Raw genomic sequence first — 11,364 nt, 5'->3', positions numbered from 1 at the left:
CCAGGCGGCGGCCACGCAGACCACCTCCGCCGCCCGGCCCATGGCCCGCAGGGCCGCCTGGGCATTGCGGCCGAAGGCGATGTCCCCGGCGTGGTCCCCGATGTAGGCGAAGCGCCCCTCCCGAAGCCCCAGCCGGTCCAGGCAGGCCAGGAAGGCGGCGGGGTCCGGCTTCTGACGGGCGAAGTCCACGTCCGCGTGGCCCACCATGGCGGCAAAGCAGTCCGCCGCGCCGTGGGCGGCCAGGGCGGCGCGGATGTTGCCGCTGTCGTTCTGGGAGCAGATGCCCATGGGGGCCAGGGCGGCCAGACGGGGCAGAACCTCCAAAAGCCCGCCGAAGAGGGGCGGCAGGGTCCGGTCCGCCAGCTGGCAGGGGCCCCACAGGGCCCCCGCCTCGTCCAGCCGGTCCGCCGGGACGCGGAGGGCGTGCTGGTACAGCTCCCGCCAGTTGCGCCAGCGGTAGTTGGCGGCCTGATAGGCGGCCAGGGAGGAAAGCGCCTCCGGCAGCGGGTCCAGCAGGGCCGGGTCCAGGCGGCCAAGGACGGCCCTGGTGACGGCGAGGTTCTTCACCGGCGTGTTGGCCAGGGTGCCGTCGTAGTCCCAGAGAATGGCTGTGAACATGGGTGCCCTCCTTCTATCGCTTGTCTGTGCGGCCCGCTAAATAGTCCAAGCTGACCTTGTAGTAATCTGCCAATTTGAAAAAGACCTCCAGCGGTATCTTGATCTTTCCGTTTTCGTAGTCTGAGTAGGTGTTCTGTTTCACACCGAGATACTCCGCGATCACTTTCTGCGGTGTGTCCGAATCCTCTCGCAGTTCCTTGACTCTCCTCAAATACATGATGCCATCACCTCAAGCGATAACATACCGCATCGGTGAAGGCGATATTGACTTATATCGGTGTAGCCGATATAATTTTCATGAGGTGATAAAAATGGCTCTATATGAGAAACGGGATGACGTGTACTGCGGCTCCTGTGGCCACTTTACCCGGCACTACATCTGGCGGGACGGGCGGCAGGCCCGGAACGCCCCCAACGGGTGCTTTCTGCCCCTGAGCCTGGGCCACTGCGCCCATCCCCGCATGAAGGACCGGCGGGAGGACCAGTCCTGCCCCCTGTGGATCCCCCGCACCCCGGACCAGGACCCGCCGGACACCCGGCTGCCGGGTGCAAACGCGCCGGACCGCTGAGAGCGGCCCGGCGTTGTTCTATCCTCGGTTCTCCAGCTTCCGCAGCTGGGTCTGGAACGCCTCCGGCAGGTCGCACCACAGCTCCACCAGCTCCCCGGTCCGAGGGTGCAGGAACCGCAGCCCCACCGCATGAAGGCACTGGCCCTGGAGGCCCGGCACGGGCTTTTTCGCCCCGTACACCGTGTCCCCCAGAATGGGGTGGCCGATGTGCGCCATGTGGACCCGGATCTGGTGGGTGCGCCCGGTCTCCAGTCGGCACTCCACATAGGTATAGCCGGGGAACCGCTCCAGCACGGACCAGTGGGTCACCGCGCTCCGGCCGCCCGCCACCACCGCCATCTTCTTCCGGTCCGCCGGGTGGCGGCCGATGGGGGCGTCCACCGTGCCGCTGTCCTCCCGGAGATTCCCGATCACGATGCAGCGGTAAATCCGGGCCAGGGTGTGGTCCTGAAGCTGGGCGGAGAGCTTCTGGTGGGCAGCATCGTTTTTCGCCGCGATGATGAGGCCGGAGGTGTCCCGGTCGATCCGGTGCACGATGCCGGGCCGCAGCTCCCCCCCGATGCCGGAGAGGGAGTCCCCGCAGTGGTGGAGCAGGGCGTTGACCAGCGTGCCGTCCGGGTGGCCGGGGGCCGGGTGGACCACCAGCCCCTTGGGCTTGTTCACCACGATCACGTCGCTGTCCTCGTACACCACATCCAGGGGGATGTCCTGGGGCGCCACGTCCACCGGCTCCGGGTCCGGCAGGGTAACGGACACGGCCTCTCCCCCGCTCAGTCGGTAGTTTTTCGCCAGGGGCTTTCCGGCAGCGGTGACCCGCCCCTCCTCGCACAGCCGGGCGGCGGCGGAGCGGGTCACGTCCGGCAGCTGCCCGGCCAGCCAGGCGTCCAGCCGGGTGCCGGTGTCCTCAGGATTCACTTGGAGCGTCCGCGTCTCCATGGGCCTTGCCTCTCTTGTCGTATTTCTCGTAGAACCATAGGTAATAGATTACCGCCAGCACGGCGCCGCACACCACGCAGATGTCCGCCACGTTGAACACCGGGTAGGAGGGCCAGAACTCCAGGTGGAACATGTCCACCACGTACCCCAGCCGCACCCGGTCGATGATGTTCCCCACGCCGCCGGACAGAATCAGGAATCCCGCCGCCACCCCCAGGGGGTGCCGGACGATCCGGCGGAGCAGGACCACCGCCACCGCGATCACAATGACGGAGGTGACCGCCACCAGCAGCCAGCGCATACCGGAGAAGCTGGACCAGGCCGCCCCGTAGTTGTGGACGGTCCGCAGCTCTACCAGCCCGGGCAGAAAGGGCTGGGCCTCCCCCAGGGGGATGTTGACGGTGACATAGTGCTTCACCCACTGGTCCAGGCCCAGCAGGGCCAGGGACAGCGCGGCGCAAAGGGCATACAGCATAGTTTTCTCCTCAAATCAGATAGGTTTTCACCACCGGCACCCACCGGAGGACCAGCCATACCAGAAAGCCGCCCCCGAAGGCCGCGGCCGCCAGCACCGGCACGCCCCAGACGGGCGGCAGCGTCCCGGCGGAGAGGCCCCTGCCCGCCAGGAAGTCCAGGAAGAACAGGTGCGTCAAGTAGATGCAGAAGGACGCCTTGGAGACGGTCTCCGCCATGGGCCAGCGGTCCCGGTCCTGCCACCGGGCGGCGCAAAAGCCGTACAGCCCCGCCGCCTGCAAACAGACGCCGGGGGCGCTCCCCTGGAGGAACACCTGATACAGCGCCCCGGTTTTGACGGAGGCCGCCAGCGTCAGGCCGAAGGTCAGCGCCGTGCCCGCCAAATACAGCCAAACAAAGGTCCGGGGCCTGTGGCGGGGCGCCTCCTGAGTCAGGACATAGCCCAGCACACCATAGCCCACGGCGCACCAGGTCAGGTTGATGGGGTACTGGGCAGGGATGCCGCCGACGAGGGACAGGGGCGGGAAGAATTTCAGCGTGGGGGCCAGACACCCCAGCACGAACCAGATCCCCAGAGCGTAGTTGAGCAGCCGCCGGTCCGCCGCCGCCACAAGGCGGCGGGTCAGGGGCAGCACCGCGTACACCAGTAGAATGATGTGGAGGTAATAGAGATGGTTCTTGTGATGGAACAGCACCAGATTCAGCGCCGCCTGCCGGAGGGCCGTCCGCTCCAGCACGCCCGCAGTGCGCCAGCCCCGCAGCAGCTCCACACCCTCATAGGCCGCGGCCCAGAAAAGCAGGGCCGCCAGGATGCGGGGGATGTACTTCGTCCACACCCGCCGGACGGTGACCTCCTTTTCCGGCGGCAGCAGCAGCGCGCCGCTGCACAGGAAGAACACCGGCACCGCGCTGCGCAGCAGGCAGTTCCAGAACAGGGCGGAGGTCCACCCAAAGGACCCCGGCGCTCCCGCAAAGCCCCCGGCGGCGGAGGCATGGATCAGCAGCGTGCCGAAGATGGCAACGGTCTTGGCCGCGTCCACCGGCACGCTGCGGCGCTGTGTCAGCGTCTGCATCCGACCATCTCCCTCATTGGACAGATCGAGCTTGCCGACAACAGTGTACACGGTTTGGCAGAAAAAAGCAACCGCCGCTTCACGCCCTCCTGCGGCGCCGCCACAGGAGCCAGATAACGCCGGAGAGGGCCGTCAGCGCCCCGCCCGCCGCCAGGGACAGCCAGAAGCGCCCGCTCCCCGGCTGCCACAGCGCGCCGCCCAGCACGGTGGCGCAGGCAATCCGGGGCAGGCCGCCCAGCAGCCCGGCGGAGAGATACGTGCCGTAGGGCGTGCCGGAGGCCCCCAGATAGAGGCTCACCACGTCCCCCGGCGATGCCCCCGCCAGCCGCAGCAGAAAGACGGACAGCCACGGGTTCTCCGCCTGGGCCCGGCAGACGCCCGCCACCCGGGGAATCCGCTCCGCCAGGGCCTCCAGTCCCCCCTGCTCCCGCCGCCCCAGGAAAAAGGGGATGGTCTGGGCCACCCCGGTGCCGCAGAGGTTCACCGCCAGCGCCAGGGGGAAGGGAAACAGCAGTCCCCCCGCCGCCGTGAGGGCGGACATGGGAAAGCAGACGGAGAGGCTCTTGAGGGCGTACAGCCCCACCAGGAACGACGCCGCCAGAACCGTCTGCCGGGGGGAAAAGGCGGCGATGGCCTCCGCCGTCAACTGATGGCGGAACGGCCAGAGGGCGGCGGCGCCCGCTGCCAGCACCAGCAGCGGCGCCCCGTACCGCCAGACATGAAAGGCATGTTTTTCCATGACCGTCCTCCCGCCCGCGTCAGATAGGGCTAGTATATGCGGCGGGCGGAAAAAGACGAAGAGGCAGCCGGAAATCCGGCTGCCTCTTTCTGCAAATAGTGACAGAATTCCCCTGGCGGTCATACAAAGGGTTCGTCCTGGGGCAGGACGTCCGTGGAAAGTTCGGACTCCCCAGTGGTCCCGGTGCCGGTCTGCCCTTCCGCTGTCTGCTGGCCGTCCTGCTCCGGCGTCTGGATGGTCCAGCCATTATCCGGCGTCGTGGGTTCTGTAGGCTCTGCGGGGACATCAGGGTCCTGGGGCTCCGTCGGCTCTACGGGGCTGGTGGGATCGGTGGTGTCCGTTGGGATCTGGGCGCCGCCGTCGGCGGGCTCTACCGCCGGGCCCCGGAGGATCACCTTATTGCGGGACTTGTAGTCGCTGGTGGCCTCGTAAGCGGAGGAGATCAGCTTGCCGTTGGCGTCGTAGACATTGCGGTATGTCCGGTACTTGTACCCGGTGTAGGGCGTGGTCTTGACCTTCTCCGTGCCCGGCGCCAGGGTGGGGTCGTCCTCATACACCGTCTCATAGGGCGTGGTGGAGAGGTGCTCGTTGGTCATCTTCACGCTGGTGCCGTCCACATTGGTGCCCAGGATCCGGACCGTCAGGTAATTGTTTTCATAGATGGTGACGATCTTGATGGGGTACAGGGAGTTGTTGGTGAACTTGTAGTCCGGCCCGCCCCAGGACACCGTGGCGTCCATGCCCGCGGTGATATAGGCGGGGACGTAGCGGTGGGCGTACCGCTCCGTGATCTCCAGGTTGGACCGCAGGCAGGCCAGGTACAGCGTGGAGGAAGTCTGGCAGATGCCGCCGCCGATCTCGTCCACCGTCTCCCCCTGGACATAGGCGGGAGCCGCCTGATAGCCCCGGGCGGCGGTCCGCTGGCCCACCACGTCATTGTAGGAGAACACGTCGCCGCTGTTCATCACATACTCGTTGATGGATGCGGCGGACAGCTTCACATTGGACCGGCGGGCGGAGGTGCCGCCCACATGGGTGCGGGCCTCGCCCAGCACGTCCCGGAACAGCACCTGCTCCAGCTCCTCCGCCGTGACGGCGGGCAGCTCCACCTGGGCGGGGACGGTGACGGTCTCGCCGGGCGCGGCCGCGTCCAGCAGCCGCTGGGCCTCGTCCACATCGAAGTCCGCTCCGGCCTCCTCCGGTACGATGGCGCCCGTCTCCTTGTCATAGGAGGCGTTCTTCACCACGCCGGAGCAATCGTCGTAGATCTCCTGGGCGGTGAGGGTCTTGGCGGGAAGGATCCGAGCGTTGTTTACAAACACGCTGGCCGCCGCGCCATTGCCGCTGCCAGTCCATCTTTCCTGTGCAGTCCGCGCAAGATCTGCGGCGGACACGGACAGTCCGTTCAGGGCTTTTGTGATTTCGACGGCATCCTCCGTCACCTCGTAGGAGGCGTCCTGGGCCTCCCGGGAGAACTGCTCACTGAGCTGTTCCATTTTTACCTGGAAGATATCCTCCTCCGGCTCCAGCACGACGCCCAGTTGTCCATCTGCTCCGACCAGGCAGGCAAGATACTCCCAGCCCTTGACAAAAAAGCTGCTCCGGCCCTGCACGGCATCAAATGCGGATTGGGCACTGACCTCATAGTCCAGTTCCTCTGTGATGCCCAGCTCCCGATAGGTGCATACGGCGTCGGGGTCTGCGCCGTACAGCATATCTCCCTCCGGCGCGGATTCCCCATCCCCGGTCTCATCGGCCAGCGGTAAATAAAACTCTACGGTTTCCTCCGGAATCTCCTGCCGTAGCCGCTCCGCGGCCTGCTCCGCTGTGAGGCCTGCCACGTCCACACCATTGATGGTGGTGTTAGGGTAAAATATATCCTGGGAATTGGCATAGGCGCACAGGCCCACATAGGCGGCAAGCAATACCGCCACAATAACTCCTATGATAATTATCGGCTTTTTGCCGCCGGTTTTCAGCCGCTTCGGCGCGGTGGCTTCGTTCGTATTCGGTTCCATGAAGCCCCTCCTGTTGTTCTGTCGGATCGCCCAGACAAGCCGTGCTGTCCTAGCTTATGCATTCAGGATTTTATTTTAGCACGTTTTTTCTGGAAAATGGATTACAATCCCGTAACAATCAGAAGTTTCAGGCCTCTTTCCGACGCTGTTTCGGAATGCGGAGCGTCAGAACGATTTCGTCCTCTGTCTCCTCCCGCTCCGTCCGGGCGTCCACACCTGCGTCCCGAATCAGCCGCAGCCCCCGGTCCACACTGTTCAAAAACAATCGCACGTCCTTGATGATGTACGTCCGCCGTCCTGCGGGCGGCGCGGTCTGGAGGGCTGCCAGCCGCCGCTCTACATACTGCTCCGTCTGGGCCACATTCCAGTGCTTTGCCGCCGCCTGGCGCAGGGCGGTCAGCCGCTCGCCCTCGTCCTCCAGCCGCAGCAGGCAGCGGGCGTGACGCTCCGTCAATCCGTGTTCCACCAGCAGCGCCCGGCAGGCCGGGGACAGCCGCAGCAGCCGCAGCTTGTTGGCCAGAGCCGAGGGGGACATGCCCAGCTGGGCCGCCACCGCCTCCTGGGTCATGCCCGTCTGGTGGAGAAAGGCGGCGATGGCCTCCGCCTCCTCCAGGTAATGCAGATCCTTGCGCTGCAAATTCTCCACAAGGGCCAGCAGGGCGGAGGCCCGCCCGTCCACCTCCGCCTCCAGGCAGGGGACGGTCTCCAGACCCGCCAGCACGGCTGCCCGCAGCCGCCGCTCCCCCGCCACCAGCTCCCAGCCCGCCGCAGTCCGCCGCACCGTCAGGGGCTGGAGGATACCGTGGCGGCGGATGGATTCCGCCAACTCCCGGAGCCCCGTCTCCTCAAAGGTCCGCCGGGGCTGCATGGGATTGGGGCGGATTTCCGCCGCCGGGAGCCACAGCACCTTCCGTTCCGGCCTGTCCATGGGACCACCTCCGTTTCATTTCCTTTATTTTACAGGTCCTGTCCCAAAAAGGCAGGGGGAATCTGTCGAGGCGTCCCCCACGCCGCAGGAAAAGCGGCCGCCCATTGGGCGGCCGCCATGCGAACACTGCATATTCCATTACCGGGACGGTTCCTCCGCCAGGCGCGCTTCGTAGGCCGCCTGATCCGCCCGGCCGGGCCTGGTGGCCCGCAGGGCCTTCACGATCAGGGCCGTGGTGGCCTGGAGGAACACCGGAGAAAAGGCCACCGGAAACAGCACGTCTCCGGGGAAATAGGCCTCGGCCAGCACCGCCCCAGCGCTGATGTTCCGCATCCCGGCGTTGAGGGCGACAGTCTGCACTGTGGGGAAGTCCAGCTTCAACAGCCGCCCCGCCCAATACCCCAGGAAAAAGCCCAACAGGCACAGGAAGAACACCACGATCATCACCCGCACCAGGGTCGGTGTCAGGTTCCGGAGGAAGGGCGCGCAGCCGGTGGCATTGGCCGTGATGATGAGCAGCAGGGCCGCCTTGGCGGGCAGGGACAGCTTCGGCTTCAGCGTGACCGCCACGGCACCCTTTGTCAGCTGGTACAGCACCATGGCTGCCAGAGCCGGAAGCGCCACCATCAGCAGCAGGTCCCGCATCATGCCCCAGGTGTCCAGCTCCACCACCGAGCCCACCAGCAGCTTCATGGTCAGGGGGATCACCACCGGGGAGAGGAGTGTATCCAGCAGCACCACCGAGAGGCACAGGGCGGTATTGCCCCGACTCATGCCCACCCACATAAGGGACGCCACACCGGTGGGCACTGCATACTCCAGCACCAGCCCGATGGTAAACAGCGGCGCGTCCGGAAAGCACAGCGTCCCCAGTCCCAGGGTAATGAGGGGCATCACCACGTGGAGCAGGCCGAAAATCACCGCCACCGGCAGAGGGTGGCGGACCACCTGCGCCAGCTCCCGGAAGCCGCCGCCCAGGCTGTTGGAAAAAGTCATGAAGGCGAACAGCCCTACCGTCACCCCGTTCAGGTGGGAGAGCACCTCCGGAAAGGCAATACCCAGCGCCACACAGCAGAGCACCACCGGCGCCATGTGTCCGCCCAGGAAGCCATCCAGGCGGCCGAGCGTTTTCAAATCCGATCCCCTCTTTTCTAGTTCCTGTTCAGCGGCAGAGATAGGAAAACCAGCCCTCAGCGCTCCGTGTCTCCATGATCTCCCAGCCGTTTTCCCGCAGGCGGTCCGCCACCTCCTGCGCCCGGTCGTCGATGATGCCGGAGCAGAGGAACAGTCCGCCCGGAGCCAGCATGGGCCGCACCAGCGGAGAAAGGCCGATGATGACGTCCGCCACGATATTAGCCACCACCATCTGCCAGCCGCCGCCCAGATCCGCCCGCAGAACCGCGTCCCCCAGTACATCTCCGATCCGGACGGTGTAGGTGTCCTGCCCGATGCCGTTGAGGGCGGCGTTCTCATAGGCTACGTCCCGGCACTTGTCGTCGATATCCACCGCCGCGGCGGAGGCCGCCCCCAGCTTCAGCGCCGCGATGGAGAGGATGCCGCTGCCGCAGCCCAGGTCCAGTACCCGCTCGCCGCCGCGGATGGTCTTCTCCAGCGCCGTCAGGCACAGGCGGGTGGTGGCATGACTGCCGGTGCCGAAGGTGAGGCCCGGATCCAACACCAGGGCCACCCGCCCGGCGGCAAGGCCCGCCCGGACCTTGGGGTCCTCCCGCAGCCACTCCGGCACCACCAGCAGCCGGTCCCCAATCTCCATGGGCTTGTAATACTGCTTCCAGTTGTTCTCCCAGTCGGCGTCCTCCAGGTCATCCAGGGTCATCAGCAGGGTGCCGCAGTCGTCCCGGGTCTTTTTCAGCTCCTCCAGGGCGATGCGGACCTCCCCCAGCTTGGCGAAGCCCTCGTCCCCCGCCTCCAGATAGAAGGTGATCCGGGACCGGCCCTGCATCTCCTGCCGCAAATCCTCGTCCACATAGTCCCAGTACTGCCGGTTGTTCTCCAGGAAGTCCTCGAACTCCGTCTCGTCATCGATCACCACACCGTCGATGCCCAGGGCGGAGAGCATCGTCTCCACCGGCTCCAGTCCGGTGTGGTTTGTGTCGATATGTACCTCCAGCCATTTCACAGCCGTCACCTCATCTCTCCGCCGGAGCGGAATTATATTTGATCTCCAGGGAAAAGCGCCCCTCTGAAGGGACGCTTTTCCGTCCGGCCTCACCGGCGGCTGCCCAGGAAGAACAGGGCCAGCGTGCCAGGGCCGGAGTGGTTGCCGATGACCGGCCCCACGTAGTTGATATAGATGTCCTGTACGCCGAAGCGGCGGCGCACCTCGTCTGCCACAAACTCAGCGTCTGCCTCGCAGTCCCCGTGGCTGATGAAGATGGTCTGCCCCGCCGGGTCGACGGCGCTCTCCGCCATGCGGTCCACCAGGGCCAGCAGGGACGCCTTCCGCCCCCGGGTCTTGCTGACGGGCACCAGATGGCCCGTGTCATCCACATGCAGCACCGGCTTGATGGACAGCATGGTGCCGAACAGGGCCGCCGCAGCGCTGACCCGGCCGCCACGCTTCAGATGGTTCAGGTCGTCCACGGTGAACCAGTGGCACACCTTCGCCTTGGTCTCCTCCGCAAAGACGTGGACCTGGTCGATGGTCTTCCCCTTCCGCTTTTCCTGGACGCAGAGGTATACCAGCAGCCCCTGGCCCAAAGAGGCGCTGAGCGTGTCCACCACAAAGATCTTCCGTCCGGGGTATGCCTCCCGCAGGTCATCGGCGGCGATCACCGCCGACTGGTAGGTGGTGGAGAGCGCGGAGGAAAAGGCCAGGTACAGCACGTCCCTGCCGCTATCCAGAATCTTCCGCATAGCCTCATCAAACACGCCCACGCTGATGGCGGAGGTGGTCGCCAGGGCGCCGGCGCGGAGCCGGGCATAGAAGTCCTGGAAGCCGATCTCCCGGCCGTCCAGGTAGTTGTGGTACACCCGGTCCTCCATATTCAGGCTCAGGGGCAGCACCTCCAGCTCCAGATCCGCCGCCATCCGGGCGGTCATGTCGCAGCAGCTGTCTGTCAGGATCACAAAATCATCCATGCTCAGTCCTTCTCCTTTTCCTTTTTGGCCCGTTCTTTGCTTTTGGCGTGGGCGGCGCTTGCTGCCTCCTCCCGGGCCTCCTGCCGCTGGCGCAGCAGCGTCACATACCGGCTGCTGGCCACGCCGGCGGCGTAGCTCATCAGAGCAAAGTGGATGGCCGCATCCGCCAGCTCCTCCTCCCCGGTGCGGTCCTCCATCTCATCGGCCACGGCGTTCAGCGCCTTGTTGAGGCTCCCGCAGAAGGCGGCGTACCCGTCGGAGATGGGCCGGTCCCCCTGCAGCTCCTCCCGGATCAGCAGATCCATATCCCGGGTGGACATCACCCGCTTCAACACACAGATAGCGGTGAGATAGGCCAGGTGGTCCCGGTTGTATTTCTTCCCCTCCGCCCGGGGCACCAGGCCGCTCTTCGTGTAGTTGTTCACCATGGCGGCGGTGAGGCCGTCATCCTCGTCGAACCGGATCACCTGCCGGTCCATATAGCTGAGCACCTGGTCCATATATAGGGAGAAGTCCGGCAGCTGGTCCCAGGGCACCGGGCGCTGGGTCCGCAGCCTCTCCCGCAGGGCCGTCAGATCATACATGCGGATACACTCCTTCCGCCGTGCGGCACGGCTTTTATTCAGAGGTAGTATACCACGCAAATCTGATTTTGTAAATCACGTTTTCCAGGGTCCGGTATTGCATTTTCTGTTAGCAATTATTTTCCCACACAGAATCGGGAAAAAATGCGGGAGACAATCTCCTCCTTCGCCGTGCGGCCTGTCAGCTCTCCCAGCGCGTCCAGGGCCTCCTCCGCGTCTGTGAGCACCGCATCCGGGGTCATTCCGGTCTCCAGGGCCTCCAAAGCCCGGCGGACTGCGTCCAGGGCCCGGCGGGCGGCGTCCTCCTGCCGCCGGTCGGTCAGCAG

13 protein-coding genes and 1 pseudogene are annotated in these 11,364 nt (G+C 65.6%); 1 reads left to right on the top strand and 13 read right to left on the bottom strand.

Going from position 1 to position 11,364, the window contains the following annotated elements:
* Together HMPREF1546_RS04885 and HMPREF1546_RS04880 are read right to left on the bottom strand one after the other, a co-directional pair.
* Positions 1-618, bottom strand: a 618-nt coding sequence (locus HMPREF1546_RS04885; RefSeq protein WP_021751746.1) for an HAD family hydrolase, incomplete at its 3' end; no start/stop codon positions are given.
* Positions 619-631: 13 nt separating this feature from the next.
* Positions 632-835, bottom strand: coding sequence for a helix-turn-helix domain-containing protein (locus HMPREF1546_RS04880; RefSeq protein WP_021748673.1), 204 nt, complete (start codon positions 833-835; stop codon positions 632-634).
* Between the two features lie 94 nt (positions 836-929).
* Between HMPREF1546_RS04880 and HMPREF1546_RS04875 the strand changes: the two genes are divergently transcribed.
* Positions 930-1,187, top strand: coding sequence for a hypothetical protein (locus tag HMPREF1546_RS04875; protein ID WP_036629957.1), 258 nt, complete (start codon positions 930-932; stop codon positions 1,185-1,187).
* A gap of 18 nt (positions 1,188-1,205) precedes the next feature.
* Here HMPREF1546_RS04875 and HMPREF1546_RS04870 read toward each other — a convergent pair whose 3' ends face one another.
* The 11 genes and pseudogenes from HMPREF1546_RS04870 to HMPREF1546_RS04820 all read right to left on the bottom strand — a co-directional run.
* Positions 1,206-2,123, bottom strand: a complete 918-nt coding sequence (locus HMPREF1546_RS04870) for an RluA family pseudouridine synthase (RefSeq protein ID WP_021748675.1) — start codon at positions 2,121-2,123, stop codon at positions 1,206-1,208.
* A complete protein-coding gene (gene lspA, locus HMPREF1546_RS04865) occupies positions 2,092-2,598 on the bottom strand; it encodes a signal peptidase II (RefSeq protein ID WP_021748676.1) in 507 nt (168 codons plus the stop codon). The genes HMPREF1546_RS04870 and lspA overlap by 32 nt, the downstream gene beginning before the upstream one ends.
* A 10-nt stretch (positions 2,599-2,608) precedes the next feature.
* Complete coding sequence (locus tag HMPREF1546_RS04860) at positions 2,609-3,670, bottom strand: acyltransferase (RefSeq protein ID WP_036629960.1); 1,062 nt, start codon at positions 3,668-3,670, stop codon at positions 2,609-2,611.
* A 79-nt stretch (positions 3,671-3,749) separates the two neighbouring features.
* A complete protein-coding gene (locus HMPREF1546_RS04855) occupies positions 3,750-4,409 on the bottom strand; it encodes a TVP38/TMEM64 family protein (RefSeq protein WP_036636562.1) in 660 nt (219 codons plus the stop codon).
* 119 nt (positions 4,410-4,528) lie between these two features.
* On the bottom strand, positions 4,529-6,427 hold the full coding sequence (locus HMPREF1546_RS04850; protein WP_021750435.1) for a VanW family protein: 1,899 nt from the start codon (positions 6,425-6,427) through the stop codon (positions 4,529-4,531).
* A 127-nt stretch (positions 6,428-6,554) separates the two neighbouring features.
* A complete protein-coding gene (locus HMPREF1546_RS04845) occupies positions 6,555-7,355 on the bottom strand; it encodes a ParB/RepB/Spo0J family partition protein (RefSeq protein WP_021750436.1) in 801 nt (266 codons plus the stop codon).
* A gap of 138 nt (positions 7,356-7,493) precedes the next feature.
* A complete protein-coding gene (locus HMPREF1546_RS04840; RefSeq protein WP_021750437.1) occupies positions 7,494-8,489 on the bottom strand; it encodes a bile acid:sodium symporter family protein in 996 nt (331 codons plus the stop codon).
* A gap of 28 nt (positions 8,490-8,517) precedes the next feature.
* The gene (gene prmA, locus HMPREF1546_RS04835) at positions 8,518-9,492 is read right to left on the bottom strand and encodes a 50S ribosomal protein L11 methyltransferase (protein ID WP_036630950.1); all 975 of its coding nucleotides are present in this window, start codon (positions 9,490-9,492) and stop codon (positions 8,518-8,520) included.
* 89 nt (positions 9,493-9,581) lie between these two features.
* Positions 9,582-10,454 (bottom strand): DegV family protein, encoded by an 873-nt coding sequence (locus HMPREF1546_RS04830; RefSeq protein WP_021750439.1) that lies wholly within the window; start codon positions 10,452-10,454, stop codon positions 9,582-9,584.
* Positions 10,455-10,456: 2 nt separating this feature from the next.
* On the bottom strand, positions 10,457-11,038 hold the full coding sequence (locus tag HMPREF1546_RS04825; RefSeq protein ID WP_021750440.1) for a DUF1836 domain-containing protein: 582 nt from the start codon (positions 11,036-11,038) through the stop codon (positions 10,457-10,459).
* Positions 11,039-11,154: 116 nt separating this feature from the next.
* Positions 11,155-11,364: pseudogene (locus HMPREF1546_RS04820) on the bottom strand (tRNA uridine-5-carboxymethylaminomethyl(34) synthesis GTPase MnmE); the annotation flags it as partial.

The sequence above is a fragment of the Oscillibacter sp. KLE 1745 genome, assembly GCF_000469445.2.
Classification (GTDB): Bacteria; Bacillota; Clostridia; order Oscillospirales; family Oscillospiraceae; genus Oscillibacter; species Oscillibacter welbionis.
Note: the sequence above shows the minus strand (reverse complement) of the source record. Positions and strands in the feature narration are given on the sequence as shown.